General features: G+C 41.7%; 22 protein-coding genes and 2 pseudogenes. 8 read left to right on the forward strand and 16 right to left on the reverse strand.

Features of this window, described 5'->3' with window-relative positions; translation table 11 throughout:
* Nucleotides 1–117: 117 nt before the first annotated feature.
* From HMPREF3002_RS01190 to HMPREF3002_RS01240, 12 genes and pseudogenes are all read right to left on the reverse strand, one after another.
* A complete protein-coding gene (locus HMPREF3002_RS01190; protein WP_070664892.1) occupies nt 118–1,749 on the reverse strand; it encodes a Na/Pi cotransporter family protein in 1,632 nt (543 codons plus the stop codon).
* 450 nt (nt 1,750–2,199) lie between these two features.
* Nucleotides 2,200–2,550 (reverse strand): 30S ribosome-binding factor RbfA, encoded by a 351-nt coding sequence (gene rbfA, locus HMPREF3002_RS01195; RefSeq protein WP_003003976.1) that lies wholly within the window; start codon nt 2,548–2,550, stop codon nt 2,200–2,202.
* A gap of 74 nt (nt 2,551–2,624) precedes the next feature.
* Nucleotides 2,625–5,117, reverse strand: a pseudogene (infB, locus tag HMPREF3002_RS01200) (translation initiation factor IF-2); the annotation flags it as partial.
* 98 nt (nt 5,118–5,215) lie between these two features.
* Nucleotides 5,216–5,339 (reverse strand): annotated as a pseudogene (locus HMPREF3002_RS11400) (translation initiation factor IF-2 N-terminal domain-containing protein); the annotation flags it as partial.
* 16 nt (nt 5,340–5,355) lie between these two features.
* Nucleotides 5,356–5,655, reverse strand: a complete 300-nt coding sequence (locus HMPREF3002_RS01205; protein WP_023920256.1) for a YlxQ-related RNA-binding protein — start codon at nt 5,653–5,655, stop codon at nt 5,356–5,358.
* Nucleotides 5,648–5,944, reverse strand: a complete 297-nt coding sequence (gene rnpM / locus HMPREF3002_RS01210) for an RNase P modulator RnpM (protein WP_003010401.1) — start codon at nt 5,942–5,944, stop codon at nt 5,648–5,650. The genes HMPREF3002_RS01205 and rnpM overlap by 8 nt, the downstream gene beginning before the upstream one ends.
* Nucleotides 5,945–5,958: 14 nt before the next feature.
* Entirely contained in the window at nt 5,959–7,101 is a 1,143-nt protein-coding gene (gene nusA / locus HMPREF3002_RS01215) for a transcription termination factor NusA (RefSeq protein WP_070664896.1), read from the reverse strand.
* A gap of 44 nt (nt 7,102–7,145) precedes the next feature.
* Nucleotides 7,146–7,625 carry a ribosome maturation factor RimP gene (rimP, locus tag HMPREF3002_RS01220; RefSeq protein WP_023920253.1) on the reverse strand — a complete coding sequence of 160 codons (480 nt, stop codon included), beginning with the start codon at nt 7,623–7,625 and terminating at the stop codon, nt 7,146–7,148.
* Between the two features lie 97 nt (nt 7,626–7,722).
* A complete protein-coding gene (gene trmB / locus HMPREF3002_RS01225) occupies nt 7,723–8,358 on the reverse strand; it encodes a tRNA (guanosine(46)-N7)-methyltransferase TrmB (RefSeq protein ID WP_024056398.1) in 636 nt (211 codons plus the stop codon).
* Nucleotides 8,355–9,149, reverse strand: coding sequence for a cell cycle regulator CcrZ (gene ccrZ, locus HMPREF3002_RS01230; RefSeq protein ID WP_003003852.1), 795 nt, complete (start codon nt 9,147–9,149; stop codon nt 8,355–8,357). The genes trmB and ccrZ overlap by 4 nt, the downstream gene beginning before the upstream one ends.
* Before the next feature lie 40 nt (nt 9,150–9,189).
* Nucleotides 9,190–10,245 carry an ABC transporter permease gene (locus HMPREF3002_RS01235; RefSeq protein WP_045760252.1) on the reverse strand — a complete coding sequence of 352 codons (1,056 nt, stop codon included), beginning with the start codon at nt 10,243–10,245 and terminating at the stop codon, nt 9,190–9,192.
* Complete coding sequence (locus tag HMPREF3002_RS01240; RefSeq protein WP_045760251.1) at nt 10,242–10,973, reverse strand: ABC transporter ATP-binding protein; 732 nt, start codon at nt 10,971–10,973, stop codon at nt 10,242–10,244. The genes HMPREF3002_RS01235 and HMPREF3002_RS01240 overlap by 4 nt, the downstream gene beginning before the upstream one ends.
* Before the next feature lie 67 nt (nt 10,974–11,040).
* On the opposite strand from HMPREF3002_RS01240, the gene HMPREF3002_RS01245 reads away from it, so the two are divergent.
* Together HMPREF3002_RS01245 and HMPREF3002_RS01250 are read left to right on the forward strand one after the other, a co-directional pair.
* Complete coding sequence (locus HMPREF3002_RS01245; RefSeq protein ID WP_003012582.1) at nt 11,041–11,454, forward strand: HIT family protein; 414 nt, start codon at nt 11,041–11,043, stop codon at nt 11,452–11,454.
* A gap of 12 nt (nt 11,455–11,466) precedes the next feature.
* On the forward strand, nt 11,467–11,757 hold the full coding sequence (locus HMPREF3002_RS01250) for a hypothetical protein (RefSeq protein WP_003010416.1): 291 nt from the start codon (nt 11,467–11,469) through the stop codon (nt 11,755–11,757).
* Between the two features lie 21 nt (nt 11,758–11,778).
* Here the strand turns inward: HMPREF3002_RS01250 and HMPREF3002_RS01255 are convergent, their stop codons facing one another.
* From HMPREF3002_RS01255 to HMPREF3002_RS01270, 4 genes are all read right to left on the reverse strand, one after another.
* The gene (locus HMPREF3002_RS01255) at nt 11,779–12,972 is read right to left on the reverse strand and encodes a glycopolymer--peptidoglycan transferase LytR (RefSeq protein ID WP_049482601.1); all 1,194 of its coding nucleotides are present in this window, start codon (nt 12,970–12,972) and stop codon (nt 11,779–11,781) included.
* A gap of 13 nt (nt 12,973–12,985) precedes the next feature.
* On the reverse strand, nt 12,986–13,516 hold the full coding sequence (locus HMPREF3002_RS01260) for a GNAT family N-acetyltransferase (RefSeq protein ID WP_049482600.1): 531 nt from the start codon (nt 13,514–13,516) through the stop codon (nt 12,986–12,988).
* Nucleotides 13,509–13,964, reverse strand: a complete 456-nt coding sequence (tsaE, locus tag HMPREF3002_RS01265; RefSeq protein WP_031575203.1) for a tRNA (adenosine(37)-N6)-threonylcarbamoyltransferase complex ATPase subunit type 1 TsaE — start codon at nt 13,962–13,964, stop codon at nt 13,509–13,511. Before tsaE ends, HMPREF3002_RS01260 begins: the two co-directional genes overlap by 8 nt.
* 178 nt (nt 13,965–14,142) lie before the next feature.
* On the reverse strand, nt 14,143–15,564 hold the full coding sequence (locus HMPREF3002_RS01270; protein WP_049490983.1) for an NCS2 family permease: 1,422 nt from the start codon (nt 15,562–15,564) through the stop codon (nt 14,143–14,145).
* Nucleotides 15,565–15,739: 175 nt separating this feature from the next.
* Between HMPREF3002_RS01270 and HMPREF3002_RS01275 the strand changes: the two genes are divergently transcribed.
* From HMPREF3002_RS01275 to HMPREF3002_RS01300, 6 genes are all read left to right on the forward strand, one after another.
* Nucleotides 15,740–16,552: a Cof-type HAD-IIB family hydrolase gene (locus HMPREF3002_RS01275; RefSeq protein WP_070664898.1), complete on the forward strand. Its 813-nt coding sequence runs from the start codon at nt 15,740–15,742 to the stop codon at nt 16,550–16,552.
* A 191-nt stretch (nt 16,553–16,743) separates the two neighbouring features.
* Nucleotides 16,744–17,766, forward strand: a complete 1,023-nt coding sequence (gene adhP / locus HMPREF3002_RS01280) for an alcohol dehydrogenase AdhP (protein WP_045760245.1) — start codon at nt 16,744–16,746, stop codon at nt 17,764–17,766.
* A gap of 373 nt (nt 17,767–18,139) precedes the next feature.
* Nucleotides 18,140–19,129, forward strand: coding sequence for a PTS sugar transporter subunit IIB (locus tag HMPREF3002_RS01285; protein WP_070664900.1), 990 nt, complete (start codon nt 18,140–18,142; stop codon nt 19,127–19,129).
* A 27-nt stretch (nt 19,130–19,156) separates the two neighbouring features.
* On the forward strand, nt 19,157–19,960 hold the full coding sequence (locus HMPREF3002_RS01290) for a PTS mannose/fructose/sorbose transporter subunit IIC (protein ID WP_003003888.1): 804 nt from the start codon (nt 19,157–19,159) through the stop codon (nt 19,958–19,960).
* An 18-nt stretch (nt 19,961–19,978) separates the two neighbouring features.
* Nucleotides 19,979–20,890 (forward strand): PTS system mannose/fructose/sorbose family transporter subunit IID, encoded by a 912-nt coding sequence (locus HMPREF3002_RS01295; RefSeq protein ID WP_070664902.1) that lies wholly within the window; start codon nt 19,979–19,981, stop codon nt 20,888–20,890.
* 80 nt (nt 20,891–20,970) lie between these two features.
* A complete protein-coding gene (locus HMPREF3002_RS01300) occupies nt 20,971–21,339 on the forward strand; it encodes a DUF956 family protein (RefSeq protein ID WP_023920226.1) in 369 nt (122 codons plus the stop codon).
* Nucleotides 21,340–21,417 lie beyond the last annotated feature (78 nt).

The following is a 21,417-nucleotide window of genomic DNA, read 5'->3' on the forward strand; positions in this document are numbered from 1 at the left end:
TTATATTCATACATATTATAACGCTTTCACTTCCATTTGTAAATGGTCTAGACCTATTTTTGAATAGAATCCAACAAAAAACAGAGTAAGCTTCCTACTTACTCTGTTTGACGTTCCTTAAATTTGCTCGATTTGTACTTTTTCAGCGAGATTCATGGCATGGTCTGCAACACGTGTATAGTGAGAAATGATATCAATAAAGTTTACTCCGGCTTGAGGTGTACATTCGCCTTGGTTCAAACGACGAATATGGGTTTTCCGAAGTCTTTTCTCCAACTTTTCAATTGCCTCGTGACGTGCTACCAATTGGTTTGCAAGACTCACATCATTGTTCTCAACAGCTTTTAAGGCATCCTCTACAAATTGATGGGTTTGGTTGTAAATATCTTCCAATTCAGCCAAGGCCGCTTCTGAAAAGACCACTTTCTTACGAATTAAATAATCGGTCAGATTGATCAAGGCTTCCGCGTGATCTCCAATCCGCTCCAAATCCCGTGAAGAATCCAAGATATTGGTGAGAACTTCACTTTCTCTCGGACTCAAGGCTTCACTTGACAAACGAATCAGGTAGCGAGTCAAATCATCATCGATGGTATTGATGGCTTCTTCTGTCTTATGACCTTTTTCAGCTGTTTTCTCATTTTGATGAACAATATAATCATAAGAGAGGCTAAAGGCTTTATCTGCATATCCACCTAAATGAAGCAACTCTTTTTTCGCATTTCCAAGAGCAATCGAAGGCGCTTGGGTGATCAAGTTTTCATCCAAGTAGAGCGGTTCATATTTGACAACCTCATCCTCACCAGGAATCAGCTTGGTCACAAAGTATGCCAAAGCTCCAATGAATGGGAACTGGATGATGGTATTGGTTATATTAAAGGTTCCGTGAGCAAAGGCTATGGTCATTTCTGGGGATAAATGAAGAGTCGTTTCAAACCATTGAATCAAAGAGGTAAACGGAACAAGGAAGACAAGACAGATAATGGTTCCGATAACATTAAAGGCTACATGGGCACCTGCCACACGTTTGGCCGCAATATTAGCTCCCAAGGAAGCAATGATAGCTGTAATGGTCGTTCCGATATTATCACCAAAGAGAACTGGGAGGGCTCCTTTCAGGTCAATCAAATGACTAGCATAGAGATTTTGCAAGATACCAATGGTTGCAGAAGAGGCCTGAATCAAAAGGGTTAAGCCTGATCCAACAAAGACACCCAAGATAGAACTTTTACTTAACTGCACCATATAGTCACGAAAGACTTGCAAATCTTTAAGAGGTTCCATAGCCCCACTCATCAAGTTGAGGGCAAAGAAGATACCACCGACACCAAAAACGATTCGTCCAACATTATTAACCAAACGATTTTTGGTAAAGAAGAGACAAACCGCTCCGATAAAGAGCATGGGAAGAGCGTAGTCTCCTAATTTAAAACCAATGATAAAGGAGGTAATAGTCGTTCCAATATTGGCCCCCATAACAATACCAATAGCTTGACGGAGGGTTAGAAGTCCTGCACTCACCAGACCGACCGTAATCACTGTAACCCCTGAACTCGACTGAATCAAGGCAGTCATCCCAATCCCTACTAGAACCCCTAGAAAGGGATTACTCGTATATTTATCAATATAGTATCGAAGTCGATCTCCTGCAGCCTGTTGCAAGCCTTCTCCCATGGTTTTAATACTATAGAGAAAGAGCCCCAGGCCTCCCAAAAAGTTAAATACAATTTCCTGCCAGTTAATCGACATGTTCATTCCTCCAAATTTGAGATCAGAAATAAAACTCCTCTCCTATTGTAAAGGATAATTTCCAATCACACAAGAGATTTCTGTAAATTTCTATTATTTTTTGAAACCGTTTTTTTCTTTCTGTTTTATTTTCCTCATTTTAGGAGCCAAAAAAAGAGGTTGGAAATTTCCAACCCGAGACTGTAGACAAACTATTCTTTTTTATAAATCTAATAAATTCTATAAAAAGAAATGTTACTCGTTAGAGTGATTCAATCATCTACTGAAACTTTTCGTCGTGAGAAAAGTACCTGAAACTTAATAGTTTCAGGTACTCGGAATTATTGAGACCTTAGGCTCAATAATTAGTCATGGAACTTCTTCGAAGTTCGCTGACGTCCGTACTCACCTAAGGAAAGTTTCTAAGAAGACTTTGTCTTTCAATCTGGGCGTGGAAAATTTCCAACCTCTCTAGTCTTTGTTCAAATTGCGCAACATCTCATCGATCTTATTCCCGTATTCGATGGATTCGTCTTTCACAAAAGTAAGATCTGGAATCTTGTACAATTTCAGATTCCGACCTAATTCACGCTTGATGGTTCCTGTTGCTTTTTCAAGGCCTGTCTGAGCCTTTTGATTGTCTGAAGCCAAATCACTCATAATTGAATAATACACTTTGGCCATAGACAAATCACCTAGCATTTGAACATCCGTAATGGTGACACCTTGAACACGCGGGTCACGGACTTTCTTTTGTAAAATCTCGTTGACTTCACGCTTGATTTCCATCCCTACTCGGTCTGTCCGAAAATGACTTGCCATAGGAACTCCTTTCTGCTCTGTGTTTAAAAACTAGGAAATCAGAGGCCCCCCCTCTTTTTTCCTAGTCAGCTTGCTTATTTTTTAATTTCTTCCATGATATAGGCTTCGATAGTATCATCTGTCTTGATATCATTGTAGCCTTCAATCATCAATCCACCTTCACGACCATTTGTGATCTCTTTGACATCATCTTTGAAGTGTTTCAAGCTTGCAAGAGCTCCGTCGTAGATCACGACACCGTCACGAATGACACGGACTTTGGAATCACGTGTAACCTTACCACTGAGGACCATAAATCCACCGATGGTACCCACTTTAGAGACCTTAAAGGTTTCACGAATAACTGCTTCCCCGATGACTTTCTCTTCGAACTCAGGATCCAACATACCCTTCATGGCATCTTCCATTTCTTCAATCACTTTGTAGATAATTGAGTGAAGACGGATTTCCACCTCGTCAGCTTCAGCTTGTTGACGTGCTTGTGGAGTAGGACGGACGTTAAATCCGATGATGAAGGCATTTGAAGCTTCTGCAAGGGTCACGTCTGATTCGTTGATCGCACCAACTGCTGAGTGAACGATGGTCACTTTCACACCTTCTACTTCAATCTTTTGAAGGGAAGCAGAAAGAGCTTCAACCGAACCTTGTACATCGGCTTTAATGATGACATTAACAGATTTCACTTCCCCAGCCTTCAAGGTATCAAAGAGATTTTCAAGGCTGACGCGGTTGGTTGCTTGACGTTGTTTCATCAGAGCACGTTTGGCACGTTCTTCACCAGCTGCACGCGCTGATTTTTCATCTTCATAAACCGCGAAGTGGTCACCTGCCATTGGCGCTTCGTTCAAACCAGTGATAGAAACCGGAGTAGATGGTCCTGCCACCTTCACACGACGTCCAAGGTCATTGGTCATGGCACGGACACGTCCAAAGGTATTTCCGACAACGATTGGGTCTTGGACATTCAAGGTACCTTGTTGAACAAGGAGGGTTGCTACAGCACCTTTTCCTTTATCCAAGCGCGCTTCGATAACAGTACCGATGGCACGAACAGTTGGATCTGCTTTAAGTTCTTGGATTTCAGCCACAAGAAGGACCGTTTCCAAGAGTTCATCGATATTTTGGTTGAACTTAGCTGAGATTTCTACAAACTCAGAATCACCACCCCAAGCTGTTGACATAACTCCATGCTCTGCCAATTCACCGATGACACGCTCTGGATTAGCTCCTGGTTTATCAATCTTGTTAATAGCCACAATGATTGGAACATTAGCCGCTTTTGAGTGGTTGATGGCTTCGATAGTCTGTGGCATCACCCCGTCATCCGCTGCTACGACCAAGATGGTAATATCCGTAACAGATGCACCACGCGCCCGCATAGAAGTAAAGGCCGCGTGTCCAGGTGTATCCAAGAAGGTAATCTTCTTGCCATTTTCCACGATTTGATAAGCCCCGATGTGCTGAGTGATTCCTCCCGCTTCACCTGTTGCTACACGTGAATTACGAAGGGTATCCAAAAGGGTTGTCTTCCCGTGGTCAACGTGTCCCATGATGGTGACAACTGGTGGACGCTCTACCAACTCATCTGGATTCAAATAACCATCTTCAACGAAGAAGCGTTCGATATCGGCATTGTCCACTTCAACCTTTTTCTTGGCTTCAATTCCATAATCCACCATCAAGAGTTCAATCGTATCTCCATCCAGCGATTGGTTTTGAGTCGCCATGACTCCCATCATAAAGAGTTTCTTGACGATTTCAGCCGGTTCACGCTTGATGCGTTTTGCGATTTCTGCAACCGTCATTCCATCCGTATACTCAAATTCACTTGGTAATTCATGGAATTTACGCTCTGTTACTGGTTTTGGAGCATCATTACGGTTGTTCTTTCCTTTTTTATTTTTCTTATTGTTATTCCAGTTACTATTTCTCTGATTTCTCACTTGATTTTGACTATTTCGATTCCTTTGTTGTTTTCTTGGACCATCTTCTTCACGATCAAAATCATCGCGTTTCTTATCTGGTCGCGCTTGTTTCTTCCGACGTGTATCGACTTGAGCTGGAGCAGCAGCAACAGCTGGTTTTGTATGGTTCTCAACAGCTGGCTCCTGTACAGGTGCTTTCACTTCTGGTGCTTCTACCCGTTTCCGGCGCTGTTGACGTTCTTGTTCTGCTTTTGCAGCTTGTTGTTTGTAGCGATCTTCACTTCCACGTGCGTACTCAGCATTTTGTTCAGCTTTCAGTGCTGCTGCACGCGCTTTGAAATCAACTTTTGGTGCCACTTGGGGTTGTGCACTACGTCTTTGATCTGGTCGGTTATTGCGACGCTCAGAACCTTGATTTCGTTGTTCATTTCGCTCTTGTGGTCGTTGATTTCGGTTGTCACCATGACGCTGATTGTCCTTGCGATCGCGTTTTGGACGATTGTCTTGTTGTTTCCTACGTTCAGCCTGCTCTTTTGCACGCGCTTCTCGTTCCGCTTTAAAGTTACGACTCTTTGGTTTAGCAGCTGGCGTTACTGATTTTGTCTCAGTTGCTCCTTCTTTTTTGACGGGCGCTACTTCTTTTTTCTCTGCGACAGCCGTTGTCTTGGCAGCCACTTCTGCTACTTTCTTTTCGACTGTTTCTTTTTTCGCTGAAAAGCTCTTGATCAACTTTTCAGCAACATCAGTATCGACACTAGATGCATGACTCTTGACGTCAAAACCTAATTCTTTCGCACGAGTGACGACTTCCTTACTTTCCTTGCCCAATTCTTTGGCAATTTCGTATAATCTTTTCTTAGACAATTGCTGTCCTCCTCTTCTATTCCATAAGAGACCTCATTTTCTTTGAAAATCCAGCATCTACAACAGCGACGACCTTACGGGCACGTCCAATTGCAGTGCTTAATTCTAGTGTTGAAAACACGGTAGATACTTGAACCTCATAATAGTGACCCTTATCTGTCACCTTTTTTGTCAGGTTACTAGCTGCATCATTTGCCAGAAAAACTAATTGTGCTTTTTCTTCCTGGATGGCTTTGATCACAAGTTCCTCTCCAGAAATGAGTTTTCCTGCTCTTTGCGCTAAGCCCAACAAATTACTTATCTTTTGCTTATTCAAGGCCTAACTCTCTTCTCTTCACCTTATGATCTACATAAGCGATCAATTCATCATAGAAAGCTTCTTCCACTTCCATATTAAAGCTACGATTAAAAACTTTCTTTTTCTTAGCAAGTGCCGCTTCTTCATTGTCTAGCTTGATGTAAGCACCTCGACCATTGGCTTTGCCAGTTGGATCGATAAAGACTTGTCCTTCTTTATTTTTGACAATGCGGAGCAAATCGCGCTTATCAATAATTTCATTTGAAACGACAGATTTTCTTAAAGGGATTTTTCTTGTTTTTACCATTTTCCCTCCCTCTCTTAATCGACTTGCTCTTCGCCACTTTCTACTTCATCTTCAAAAGTTTCTTGAGCTGCTTCCATTTCTTCAAACTCACTAGCAGATTTGATATCGATGCGGTAACCAGTCAAATGAGCCGCTAAACGAACGTTTTGACCACGACGACCGATGGCAAGAGATAACTTGTTATCTGGAACCACAACGAGAGCATGTTTGCTATCTTCATCATCAAAAATAACTTGGTCCACTTCTGCAGGAGCGATCGCATTGTAGATAAATTCAGCTGGATCTGGAACCCACTCGATGACATCGATGTTTTCTTCTGTCGGAACCATACGGTCTAATTTTTGATCGTATCGAGCTGGGTGGAACTTGCTGGTAATCTTTTTAATGTTCGATCCACCACGACCAACGATAGTCCCAATCGCATCTACGTTTGGATTATGGCTACGAACCGCAACTTTTGTACGATCTCCAGCTTCACGCGCTACACTCATAATCTCAACAGTTCCATCATAAACTTCAGGAATTTCTTGTTCCATCAAACGTTTGATCATTTCAGGATGGCTTCGGCTAACAAAGACATTGACACCACGTGGATTATCTTCTACCTTGTAGACAAAGACTTCAATCCGGTCATGAGATTGGAACACTTCTCCTGGAATTTGGTCTTGCTTAGACAATTGAGCTTCGATTGAGCCAAGATTGACATAGATAAAACGATTGTCAAAGCGCTCCACCGTTCCACTCATGATTTCATTTTCATGTTCTTTATAAGTGTTATAGGTGATGGTGCGCGTTTGCTTACGCATTTTTTCCATGATGGTTTGTTTGGCAGATTGAGCTGCTACACGACCAAATTCAGCTGGTGCTTCTTCAAACTTGATCTTATCCCCCAACTCATAAGCAGAGCTAATGGCCAAGGCATCCTTCAAGCTGATTTCTAAACGGCTATCAAAGACTTCATCCACCACTTCACGAACCGTATAAACACGGAAATCTCCAGTTTTTTCATTGAATTCAATCGCTGCACTTTCTGATTGTCCATAACGACGGCGATAAGCTGAACGCAATGATTCTGTGACTGCTTCGATGATATCTTCTTTTTTGATCCCTTTGTCTTCTTCCAAAATGCGGAAGGCTTCTAGCATTTCTTTACTCATGTTTTTCTTGCCTCTACTATAAAGGCATCCTTTCTTTCATTCTGTTACAATTTTACAGCCAACCTTGCTTTGGACACAAGGTTATAAGGAATTTCTACAGTTTTCTTTCGTGTTTTATCCATATACTCAATGGTCAAAACATCCTCTTCAAAACCTACCAAGTTTCCCTCAAAGACCTTTTGCTTTTCAACAGCCTTATACAAGCTGATATTGACATACTTGCCAACAGCTCCTTCGAGTGCTTCCTTGGTTTTCAATGGTCTCTCCAAGCCAGGACTGGTAACTTCTAAAAAGTACTGTTCTGGAAATGGGTCTGGTTTGATTTGATCCAATAGCGGGCTAATGATTTCTGTCAAATCCGCTGTATCATTCAGTGTGATCCCTTCTGGTTTGTCTACGAAAATGCTTAAGACGTAGTCACCACCCATTTTGCCATATTCAACATCGACCAATTCAAATGGTTCCTGGATGGCAGGCTGAATCACTTCTGTTACTAAGTCAACAATCGTTGCGATGGTTGCCACCTCCTCATAGATAAGAGGCGAAGATATTTCCCCGCCTCTCCTTTTCTATTCATTTAAGGTATTATAACACGATTTCCCAATGATTGCAAGGAATATGCTAAAACTGTGCTTCTACACGGTAAATGACCTGTCCTTTACTTGAGAACTTTTTCTCATATTCCGTCATGACATTCCCCTCAAAATCACTAGCATGAAGGTCTAGCCAGACTCCCTTCAAAGTCATACCATACTGTGAAAAGCTCACCAAACTGTATTCAAACAGACCTCGATTATCTGTTTTAAAATGAATCTCCCCATGTTCTGGAAGAATTTGCTTGAAGGTATCCAAGAAGGTCTTGTAAGTCAAGCGACGCTTCTCATGACGTTTCTTAGGCCAAGGATCTGAAAAATTCAGATAGAGCTGATCAATTTCTCCATCTTCAAAATAGTTAGTCAAGCTATCTCCGTCTACCCAAAGCAATTTAATGTTAGGAACATCAGCTTCTAAGACCTTATCTAAAGCATAACTCAAGACCGATTTTTGAATATCAATTCCGATGTAGTTGATCTCTGGATTGGCCTTGGCCATCCCAGTAATAAAGGCCCCTTTTCCGCTACCCACTTCGATATGAATAGGATGGTCATTCCCAAAAATTTCATGCCACTTTCCCTTGGCATCTTCTGGATTTAGGACCACATATTGCGGATTCGCTTCTAATAATTCAGTCGCTCCCTTGCGATTTCTAACTCTCATATTTCCTTTCCATATTTCAACCGGAAATTGCGCAGAGCATAGATCTCGCGATTGACATTTTCTAAATCATTATTTTCATAGTATTTAGCAATTTGGCACAAGAAAGAGTATTGACCAAACCAATAGAGTTTATCAAATACTTTTTGATTGTACTTGTAGCCATAATAGCCTAACCAATCGCGCCAATTAGAATCTGGGATATAGTGACTCAAGATATGCGCCACATCCAACATCCTGTCAGTTAAACGAACGGAATCCCAATCGACTAGATATATCAAGCCGCTCTCTGTCTCAATCCAGTTACTATGCCGGACATCCCCGTGGACGATCGTCGCATAATCCTCCCGAAAGGCAGGCACTGTCTTCCGTAAATTCTTTACGACTGATTGGATATAGTGGTTCTGACGTAGGGCAATTGGCAACCGGTTGCTCCAAGAATTGAGCAATTCTAATGGAGATTCCACAGGATAGCCAAGTTTTTTCAATTGGGTCATCAAAGGTCTAGAACGGTGCAATCTCGTTAAAATATTGACCACTTGTTTTTTCGACATCCCATTTGGCGTGAGAATTTCCCCATTCAACCATTCTTGGGCACTCATCACATTTCCATCTGGCAATCGTCGACTCCATAACAATTGAGGAGCAATCTGTTCTTTTGCTAGACCCGCAAGGATTGGGGTCGTATTCATTTTTACAAAAACGCGCCCACCATCTGGGTAGGTCCCCATGTAGGCCTTCCCACTCTTCCCAGGAATTGGGGTGAGGCTTAGCTCTTTTTCATTCGAGTCCATCTTTTCCTCCGTAAAAAGTTTCCAATCTATTTTACTAATTTTAACGACTTTCGTCAACCAAGCGCGCCATCTTAAATGGAAGATAGAGTAGGATTAAAGCAACTGTATAAGCCAATAAGCCTAACAACAGGACTTTATCTGAAATAAAGACCAGGCCAATTCCCCCTTCTATCACCGTTATCATCCCCATGACCAGCTGAATCGTTTTGTTCAACCCTGCCTTTTTACTGCCCTTTTTCATCGGGAAAAGGAGGGTCAAGGGTTGGTAATCAAAAGCACTGTAAAGCCCCAGTAATTGAAAAATAACCAAGTAATTGAGCAAGGCTACAAGGGCAATCACTACGAGGGGTTGGGGAATAAAGATGATAGCGAGAATGGAAAGAGCCAAGAGTCGTAGAGTCATAGAGAAAAGATCTCCATTCCGTAGGAAGGAGCGCATATATAAGTGAAGCCAAGTATTGCTATGTGTTTTGGGAAGAAGCCCTAAGAAACCATCCAAGTACGCTCTTCTTTTGACACTGTTAGTAATACCTTTCACCGTTGTAAACAAGGCAAAGAAGCGAAGAATCAATTGTTTCCTTGCATTCTCACGAGCAATAGCCAAGGGCCAATTTAAATTTTCATCCTGGTAGAAACGCGCTTCCTTCCAGCTAAAAACAGCCCCTTTAGCCACCCCTAAGACAAGGATATAAGCTACAATAGCAAGTTTATCCAGCCCTGTTGCCAGAAGAAGAGGCACAAATAATAGAAGGACAAAACTTTGAATCAAAAACCAAAACACAAAAGACTTCTTGGCCTGCCCTTTGACATAACGTTTCACTTCCTCTTCCTTTACCAAAAGGAATAAAGCATCGGGCTTCTCTAAGTAGGTCGCAATGGAGCCTATCGGAACCAAGAGGAGCAAGCCAATCATGAGACTCCAGCGGATCAGGCTTGTATCTTTGGGTAGATCTTGCAAGAATTGGCTGTATTGAACCGCCAAAAATCCTATGAAAATCAACATAAAGAGAACGAAATGATCATTGAGAACATAGCGGCTATATTTTACACATTGAGTTCGAAACGTTTCTTGCCGTTTTTTCATCAACTCTTTCATGCTGTTTCCTCTTCTGTCAAGGTCATGTAGATATCATTTAGACTTGCTTTCTCATCCCCAAAAGTTGAACGCAGCTCGTCCAAGGTCCCTTTTGCTCGGACCTGACCCTTATGGAGGATCACAAAACCATCACACATCTTTTCAGCCGAATCCAGAACGTGGGTACTCATCAAAATCGATTTTCCTTTTGCTTTCTCATCTGCCAATAACTGAATCAAATCTGCAATCGCAACAGGATCCAATCCCAAAAAGGGTTCATCGACAATATAAAGACTTGGATCCACTGCATAGGCGCAAATAATCATGACCTTTTGCTTCATCCCTTTTGAAAACTGGGTCGGGAACCAATCTAATTTTTCAGCCAAACGAAATCGTTCCAACAAAGGCTGGACGCGCACCATGACCTGATCCATGTCTAAATCATAGGCCATAGCTACGGTTTCGATATGCTCTCTCAAGGTTAATTCTTCATATAGGCTAGGGGTTTCTGGAATATAGCCGATTTTTTTACGATAGTCTGTTGGAGCTTCTGGAAGACTCAAGCCGTCAATCCGTACTTCCCCAGCATAAGGATGCAGGAGACCAATAATTTCATTAATCGTGGTTGACTTCCCAGCTCCATTAAGTCCAATCAAACCAATCAGTTGGCCATCCGGAACTGAAAAACTCACCTCTTTCAGGACAGGGATGTTGACATAGCCCCCTGTCAACTTGTTGATTTCTAACATATTTTCTCCGATTTCTGGTATAATGTTCTTATATTATAACAAAATTTAGTCTAAATGAGGTGTATTTATGGTTGATGATTGTATTTTTTGTAAGATTATAGCTGGCGACATTCCTTCCTCCAAAGTCTATGAGGACGAGGAAGTCCTCGCATTTTTGGACATCTCTCAGGTTACACCAGGTCATACATTAGTGGTTCCAAAAAAACACGCTCGCAACCTCTTAGAGATGGACGAAACCGCCACAGCTCAACTATTTGCACGTGTTTCTAAAGTTGCTAAAAAAGTAGAAGCTGCTACCCAAGCTAAGGGAATGAATATCATCAGCAACATGGAAGAAGTTTCTGGACAAACCGTATTTCACACACATGTCCACATTATCCCTCGCTATTCCGATCAAGATGAGCTTGCCATTTCATTTACTGAACACGAGCCTAATTTTGAACAACTAGCAGTTCTCGCAGAAACCATCAAAAACAGTTAAAAAGGAGGCCATATGAAACTCAAAAATCTCTTTTGGTTTGCAACAGGAGCTAGCATTAGCTACCACTTAGTAAAAAACCGCAAAGAAATCAAAACAGAGGTGACTGAATCCAGCCATTTGGTTAAGGGAATTCAAGATAACCTAGCAAAAATCCAACGCAATCTGGATATTATCCAAGACCAAAAAACCAATCTTCAAGAATTGGTAACGGATTTCCAATACAAAACCAAACTATTTAGTCAACAAGCAACAGCCTCTCTAAAAGAAATTCAAGACATCTGGCAACCAAATAAAAACGATTGAGAAAACTCAATCGTTTTTTTCTTATTCTGAAGGTACCGTAGGTGTCACACTGCTCGACTCTGTAGCTGCTGGAGCAACTGGTGTCACTGGTGCAACAGAACTTTGAGGCGTCACCACTCCCGTATCCTGGGTCGATGGTACAACTGGTAGTTGGTTAAACTCTTGGTAAACAGGTGCTTCCTCAGATGATGCCGCTGGCGTATCACTTTGAGAAGAAGCATTCTTCAACTCTTCATCTCCATCTAATAGGTAAGCATTGGTTTTCAATGTTTTGATTTCTTTTAGTCCCAAAGCTTTGCGGATGATATTTTGAATTTTCAAGAGATGTTTTGAAGTGACAATCTGATAACTTCCGCCATCTGCTAAGGTGGCATCTTCTCCTTTCAGCTGGTACTGATGAATCGTTGAAAGGGCATCTTTATATCCTAGCAATTGAAGAAGGCTATTACTGTCAAGCGCTATGTTGGTTTGCATATTGTCACTAACAGACTCAATGATTCCTTTGTAGTGACTCAAACTATTGAGGCTTAAAACTTTCTCAACAATCTTTTTGATCACTTCACGTTGGCGTTTTTGACGTCCGTAGTCTCCTTCTGGGTCTTGGTAGCGCATGCGTGAATAAACGAGAGCTTGGTCCCCATTAATCTCCTGACGTCCTGGTGCGATCTTAGCCGTATATTCTGGCTCATTTTCCTCGATCGAGATATCGAAGTCGAATGGATTGTTAACCGTGATGCCACCAACCTTATCCACTAATTGAACCAGCCCCTTCATATTGATCATGACATAGCGGTCAATATGGATATTCAAAAGATCTTGAATGGTCTTAATGGCTAACTTGGCACCACCTTGAGCATAAGCTGAATTCAATTTTGCTTGGACCGTTTGACCATCTGAAGTAATATTGGTTAGGATATCTCTTTCCAAGCTTGTCATGGTTGTTTCTTTTGTTTGAGGATTAACAGTCACCAAAATCATGGTATCACTATTTCCGGCCCAAGGATCTTCCCGAGAACCGCTACCTGTATCAACCCCCATCAAAAGGATAGTCATCGGCTTGTTTTCTGCAATAACATTGGTCTCATTTCCAAAGCCCTTATAAGTCTTACTGAGGGTCCCTGTTGTTTGATTGAGGATAGTGAGGCCATAGGCCCCGATCCCAATCACTGTTACCGTCAATAAGCTCAAAAACATCAAAATAATTTTTTTAACCATTTAGAATCTCTCTCTAATCTATCAGTTTCCCCATAAGGTAAACATCTAAGAATTCTCCTTCAGCTGAACAAGCTCCACGAGCTTGGCAACCTTCGATCTCAAAACCTAACTTTTTATACAGGTGAACCGCTCGTTCATTGCGCACTTGGACATTCAAGACTAGTTTCCTAAGAACACCGGTCGAGTGCGCCCACTCGATCCCTTCTTCCAACAAAATCTGTCCAAGCCCTTGATTCCAATAAGCTTTGCGAACCACAATAAAGACATCACCAATATGCCGAACAGACCGTTGAGAAGCTGCAGTGATATTTAACAAAGCTGCCAGTTCCTGATCTAAAAATAGCAAGAGGCAAATCCGGTTTTCCGCCATCTCTTGCACCATCAGAAATTGCTCCATGTCTGCTGGAGACATGCCAATTCCAGCTTCATCTAGCGTCATGTAATCTGACTCTTTCCCAACTTGATTTAAGAAATCAACGACAAGAGCCGCGTCTGCACTGTCAGCTTGCCGAATTTCCACTGTCACTTCCTTTTCCTTAGTCATCGGTTTTTTCCACCTGCTCAAAGGATGCTAGTAAAGCTTCCGCACGCGCTCCATGAGCCTCAAAAGCCAACTCTCGCCCATCTTCCAATTTTCGGATAAAAATTTTTAGATAAGCATCCGAAAGACTCGGCTCAATCAGCTCTCCCCATTCAATAATGGTAGCACCATCTCCAAATAGAAAATCATCTAAATCAATAGAATCTGGATCATTCCCAATCCGGTAAACATCCAAATGGTATAAAGGTAAGCGACCTTCGTATTCACGAACAATGGTATAGGTCGGGCTTTTAATCATCTGATCAATCCCTAACCCCTTTGCAATTCCCTTGGTAAAGGTCGTTTTTCCTGCCCCTAGATCACCTGATAAGATGATCACGTCTTGCTTTTCTAAGAGTTTTCCTAGCTGTTTTCCTAGAGCGATCAGCTCCGTTTCATTGTGACTAATCATTTCTCTATTATACCAAACTTTTTAAAAATCTGCTCTTTCTTTTAGCAATTGTTCGACTCCGGTTTGTTTTTGAGAAAAAGGAATCAAAGAAAACAGGAAACTCTCCCATTCATTCCCTCAATCCATCTAAAAAGGAATGGGAGACAACTCCCATTCCTTTTTGGCACTTTTCTGATACTTAATTCAAGGCCATACTAACGTAGTTTAAAATAAAGAGAACATCTAAAATCCAAATCATGCTGTGCACTTCTTTGGCTTCTCCTTTAACCACTTTCACTAAGCTATAGGTGATAAATCCAGCAGCGATCCCTTGTGTAATCGAGTAGCTGAAGCCCATAAAGATAGAGGTGAAGAAGGCAGGAACTGCTTCTGACATATCTTCCCAATGGATATTTTTCAAGCCACTCAACATCATGATCCCAACAACAATCAAAATTGGAGCTGTAGCAGCGGTCGGTACAATCGCCAACAAAGGACTAAAGAGACTTGAAATAGCAAAACAGATCGCTACAACCAAGGCTGTCAGACCAGTGCGTCCACCAGCTCCAATACCAGCTGCAGATTCAACATACGTCGTTACGTTTGAAGTTCCTGCAATAGCTCCGACTGAAGTCGCTACAAGGTCTGAATAGAGAGCCTTATCTAATTTCGCTGATTGATGGTTTTCCCCATTTGTCGCAACAATCCCAACTTTTTCACCCGTACCGATCAAAGTTCCGATTGTATCAAAAATATCAGTCAAGGAGAAGGCTAAGATGGCCATTAAGGTCTCAGGCAAACGAGACGTATTGGAAATCAAAGATCCCAATCCTTTCGATCCCAAAGCTTGACCAAAGATCGTGCCTAAATCATTAAAGGCCGCTCCTAGATGGTTACTTGCAAAGTCAATTTTAGTGATATCAACCACATGGATGAGAATTCCAAGTACAGTCGTTGCTAAGATAGAAAGGATAATCCCTCCCTTAATCCCTTTGACAACAAAGAAAATAGTAATCGCAAGACCAACAAGAGCCAAGAGGACAGCCGGATTGTTAAAATCAACCAATCCAGGAACAGCAGATGCATTGGCTGAGATCGTTGCATTCGCCTTATCTGCTCCTTCTCCGACCACTGTATAGGTATGAGGGTCAATCGTGAATTTCAAAAATCCCGCATTCTTAATTCCAACATAGGCCAAGAAAATCCCGATCCCCGCTGAAATAGCAGACCGAAGAGCTGTCGGAATCGATTCGATGATCATCTTCCGAACATTTGTCAATGTGATAATCAATGAAATCACTCCACAAATGAAGACCATCCCCAAAGCTTCCTGCCATGAGTAGCCCATACCAAATACAACGGTAAAGGTAAAGAAGGCATTCAAGCCCATTCCTGGTGCTTGTGCATACGGTAAATTGGCATAAAAAGCCATCATCAAGGTTCCGACAACAGATCCAATAATCGTTGCAAGGAAGACCCCTTGAGCTGGCATACCTGTTTGTGACAACATTTGCGGATTTACGAAGAGGATATAACTCATCGCAAAAAAGGTTGTCAAACCAGCAAGAACCTCTGTTCGAACAGTGGTTCCATGTTCTGAAAGTTTAAAAAACTTATCCATTTCAGAATAAACTCCTTTTTCATCATTCTCGCTCCCAATCAATTTGCGAACGTTATTTCTATTTTACCAAAAGATCTTTCGCCTTTCAAGAAATCCTACTTCTCTTCTCGATTTTTGAGCGCTTTTCCGATTTTTCTGATATAATGGTCTCATTCTTCTCGAAAGGAACTGAATTATGCATAAAAAGATGATCGCTCTAGATTTAGACGGCACCCTCTTAAATTCCGAAAGCAAATTGAGCGACTTTACTATTGATACGATTAAAAAAATTAGTGCTCTTGGCCATAAAGTTATTATTACAACAGGCCGCCCCTACCGTATGGCGCACACCTATTACAAACAGCTAGAGCTAGATACTCCGATGATCAATTTTAACGGCTCCCTAACGCATCTCCCTGAGAAAAAATGGGCGGATGAACAATGTTTGACTTTAGATAAAAAATACCTGTTAGATATGGTCGCTAACCGAGACACCATCCAAGCGGACTTTATCGCTGGCGAATACCGCAATAAATTCTTTATTACCGATCCAAATGAGCACGTTGCAGATCCTAAACTATTCGGTATTGAATCTTTCCAACCAGAAAATCAATTCAATCCCAAACGGGTAACGAGCGACCCAAACTGTATCCTCTTTCAAACGAAAGCGGAAGACAAATATGCTCTGGCAGATGAAATGAATCGGCATTATGACTACAATCTGTCTATCAATACTTGGGGTGGTCCCTTAAATATTCTGGAATGCAATCCAAAAAATGTGACCAAAGCTTCTGCTCTGACCTACCTTCTGGATAAACTCAATATGGATCAGAAGGATTTGATTGCCTTTGGAGACGAGCACAACGATACCGACATGCTAGCTCTCGCTGGTCATGGATACGCTATGAAAAATGCCAGCTCCGTCCTTCTCCCATATGCAGACTCCATCACAGATTTCACCAATAACGAAGACGGTGTAGCGCGCCAACTCATTCAATTATTCTTATAATAGGAACAGACATGAGTTATCCCCTCATGTCTTTTTCTTCGCCAAATACTTAATCGGTTAATCAATACCCTCCTTTTTTTCCATTTTTTTATTGTTCAATAGATAAGTTTGTGATATCATTAACATAGTTATTAAAGAAGCGCTTTCAAAAAAATGCTAAATCGCTTCTCGTTCACTTAAGGAGGAACAAAATGAAAGCTGTTGTTGTTAATCCAGAAGGTACTGGTGTTGAAATCGTTGCAAACAAAGACATGCGTCCACTTGAAACAGGGGAAGCTCTTGTTCAAATCGAATACTGTGGTGTCTGCCACACTGACTTGCACGTTGCTCACGGGGACTTCGGTAAAGTTCCAGGCCGTGTTCTTGGACACGAAGGAATCGGTATTGTTAAAGAAGTTGCTCCAGATGTTAAGAGCCTAAAGGTTGGGGATCGTGTCAGTGTCGCATGGTTCTTCGAAGGATGTGGAACTTGTGAATACTGTACAACTGGTCGTGAAACTCTCTGTCGTACTGTAAAAAATGCTGGTTACTCTGTTGATGGAGGAATGGCTGAACAATGTATCGTTACTGCAGATTACGCAGTGAAAGTACCTGAAGGATTAGATCCAGCCCAAGCTTCTTCTATTACGTGTGCAGGTGTTACCACTTACAAAGCTATCAAAGAAGCCAAAGCTGAACCAGGACAATGGATCGTTATCTATGGAGCTGGTGGACTAGGAAACTTGGCTGTTCAATATGCTAAGAAAGTCTTCAACGCACATGTCATCGCTGTCGATATCAACAATGATAAACTAGAATTGGCGAAAGAAGTTGGTGCAGATTTTGTCATCAACGGTCGTGAAGTCGAAGATGTTCCAGGATTGATCCAAGAAAAAACAAATGGTGGAGCTCACTCTGCTGTCGTAACAGCTGTTTCTAAAGTAGCTTTCAACCAAGCAGTAGATTCTGTTCGTGCAGGTGGCCGCGTGGTCGCAGTTGGTCTTCCTTCTGAAATGATGGACCTCAGCATTGTGAAAACTGTATTAGATGGTATCCAAGTCATTGGTTCTCTTGTAGGAACTCGTAAAGATTTGGAAGAAGCTTTCCAATTTGGTGCAGAAGGCCTGGTAGTCCCTGTCGTTCAAAAACGTCCAGTAGAAGATGCTGTCAAAGTCTTTGATGAAATGGAAGCTGGAACCATTCAAGGACGTATGGTACTTGACTTTACAAACTAAACAACTGAACCTACAGGACTAGCCCAACTGGGCTAGTCTTTTTGAGTGCTCTCAATCACTCTTATATACAATTTGTTATATATTTATTTTTGTTTTCGAGAATATCGTTTGATTCTCGGAATCTTTTCATTGAGAACAAAATCCTATAAAACATATCTATTATTGATTTTTTAAGCATCAACAAGTAATAAACAAAATTCATTCAAGAGCATTCTTTTTCTATCTAACGATAATTTAATATAATAAATTAATATTTTTACATCGAGATTTTGATAGAAAAATTGACTTAAGTGTGGAAACGATTTATAATAAAGTAGCTTAAAGTTTTCTTAAACTGAAAGTCAAACAAATTTTATAAGGAGGAATGTCAATAATGAGTATTGGTATCATTATTGCTAGCCACGGTGAATTTGCAGCTGGAATCCACCAATCCGGCTCGATGATCTTTGGGGATCAAGAGAAAGTTCAAGTGGTTACGTTCATGCCAAGTGAAGGCCCGGATGATCTCTATGCTAAATTCAATGCAGCTGTTGCCGCATTTGATGCAGAAGATGAAGTCTTGGTTTTGGCTGACCTTTGGAGTGGTTCTCCATTTAACCAAGCAAGTCGCGTCATGGGAGAAAATCCAGATCGTAAATTTGCGATCATTACAGGATTAAACCTTCCGATGTTGATTCAAGCTTATACAGAACGTTTGATGGATGCAAATGCCGGCGTTGATAAAGTCGCTGCAAACATCATTAAGGAAGCAAAAGACGGTGTCAAAGCTCTTCCAGAAGAATTGAATCCTGTTGAAGAAGCTAGTACAGCCACTGCTGCTCCTGTAGCCCAAGCTGCTATTCCAGAAGGAACGGTCATCGGAGATGGAAAACTCAAGATTAACCTTGCCCGCTTAGATACACGTCTTCTTCATGGACAAGTCGCAACTGCTTGGACACCTGATTCAAAAGCCGATCGGATCATTGTTGCTTCAGATTCTGTTGCCAAAGATGAACTCCGTAAGGAATTGATCAAACAAGCGGCACCAAATGGTGTGAAAGCAAACGTTGTCCCAATTCAAAAATTGATCGACGTTGCAAAAGATCCACGTTTTGGAAATACCCATGCTTTGATCTTATTTGAAACACCCCAAGATGCTCTTCGCGCCATCGAAGGTGGTGTTCCGATTAAAACCTTGAACGTTGGTTCAATGGCCCACTCAACTGGTAAAACCATGGTGAACAATGTGTTGTCAATGGATAAAGATGACGTGGCTACATTTGAAAAAATGCGTGATCTTGGAGTAGAATTTGACGTCCGTAAAGTGCCAAATGACTCTAAGAAAGATTTGTTTGACTTAATTAACAAAGCTAACGTTCAATAATCGATTACTTACGAAAGGATTTTAAACATGTCTATTATTTCTATGGTATTAGTGGTCGTTGTTGCCTTCTTAGCAGGTCTTGAAGGTATCCTTGACCAATTCCAATTCCACCAACCCCTTGTTGCTTGTACCTTAATCGGTTTGGTAACAGGTAACTTGACTGCTGGCATTATGCTTGGTGGTTCACTTCAATTTATTGCACTTGGCTGGGCAAACATTGGTGCCGCAGTTGCACCCGATGCTGCCCTTGCATCTGTCGCTGCTGCCATCATCATGGTACTTGGGGGAGACTTCAGTACAAAAGGAATCGCTGTCGCTCAAAGTGTCGCTATTCCACTTGCAGTTGCTGGTCTTTTCTTGACCATGATCGTCCGTACCCTTTCCGTTGGTTTGGTTCACACTGCCGACGCTGCTGCTAGAAAAGGGGATATCAAAGGTGTAGAACGCGCTCACTTTGTGGCCCTTCTTCTTCAAGGTCTTCGTATCGCCATTCCTGCAGCCCTCTTGTTGATGATTCCTGCTGAAACTGTTAAAACTGCTCTTGAACAAATGCCAAAATGGCTCTCTGATGGAATGCAAATCGGTGGTGGTATGGTTGTAGCCGTTGGTTATGCCATGGTTATCAACATGATGGCAAGCCGTGAAGTTTGGCCATTCTTTGCCATTGGTTTTGCTCTTGCAGCCGTTAGCCAATTAACTTTGATCGCTCTTGGAGCAATTGGTGTTGCCCTTGCCTTGATCTACCTTACTCTTTCTAAGAAAGGTGGCAATGGAGGTGGCGGAGCCGCTACTTCTAACGATCCAATCGGCGACATTCTCGAAGACTATTAAGAAAGGTGTGACACTATCATGACTGAAAAATTACAATTATCTAAATCAGATCGTCAAAAAGTTTGGTGGCGTTCAACCTTCTTGCAAGGTTCTTGGAACTATGAACGGATGCAAAACTTGGGTTGGGCTTACTCATTGATCCCAGCTATCAAAAAACTCTACACGAAGAAAGAAGACCAAGCGGCTGCTCTTGAACGTCACATGGAATTCTTCAACACTCACCCATACGTTGCCGCTCCTATCATCGGGGTAACACTTGCTCTTGAAGAAGAAAGAGCAAACGGTGCTGCGATTGACGATGCTGCCATCCAAGGGGTTAAAATTGGTATGATGGGTCCTTTGGCGGGTATCGGAGATCCAGTCTTCTGGTTTACAGTACGTCCTATCCTTGGTGCCCTTGGTGCATCACTTGCTGCGTCTGGTAACATCCTTGGCCCACTCATCTTCTTTATCGCATGGAATGCGATTCGTATGGCCTTCTTGTGGTACACGCAAGAACTTGGCTACAAAGCAGGTTCTGAAATTACCAAAGATATGTCTGGTGGGATCTTGCAAGACATCACTAAAGGGGCTTCTATCCTTGGGATGTTCATCCTCGCTGTCTTGGTAGAACGTTGGGTATCTATTAAATTCGTCTTCAATGTTTCTTCTGTCAAATTAAACGACAAAGCTTATATCCATTGGGATAAACTTCCTGAAGGTTTCAAAGGAATTCAAGAAGCCTTCGCTCAAGTTGGTTCAGGCCTATCTCAAACACCTGAAAAAGTTACAACTTTCCAACAAAACTTGGATTCATTGATTCCTGGTTTGATGGGATTGCTTCTTACTTTTGCTTGTATGTGGTTGTTGAAGAAAAAAGTATCTCCAATCACTATCATCATCGCTCTCTTTGTAATCGGTGTATTAGCACACGTTGCTGGCTTGATGTAAGCAAAGATCAACTAAAAAGAAGGTTTCGGCCTTCTTTTTATTATGATATAATGGAGTGAATAGCAATACAGGAGGATCTCATGGCTCAATCATTGAATAAAACCGTTGAATTCCATACTACAGGGGTTTCTTACCTTGGAGTGGGGGGAAAGGTTGGAAAAATCCTAGTCGGGAATGCCGCTTTTGAATTTTATGCGGATGCAAATGTAGAAGACTACATCCAAATTCCCTGGCAAGAAATCGAGCGAATCGGAGCCAATGTATCCGGACGTAAAATTAGCCGCCATTTTGAAATCTATACCAGAGAATCAAAATTTCTCTTTGCTTCAAAAGACTCTGGAAAAATTTTAAAGATTGCTCGGGAACATCTAGGAAATGATAAAATTGTCAAGCTTCCTACGTTGATCCAAATCATCACGGCTAAAATTAAAAATCTATTTGCAAAATAGGATCTTTTCTTGTATAATAGACGCAAACGGATAAGTAAGTTAAGAGGTTCTTTCAGAAAGTCTGCGGTTGCTGCGAGC

Source organism: Streptococcus sp. HMSC065E03 (assembly GCF_001815045.1).
Taxonomy (GTDB): Bacteria; Bacillota; Bacilli; order Lactobacillales; family Streptococcaceae; genus Streptococcus; species Streptococcus parasanguinis_AD.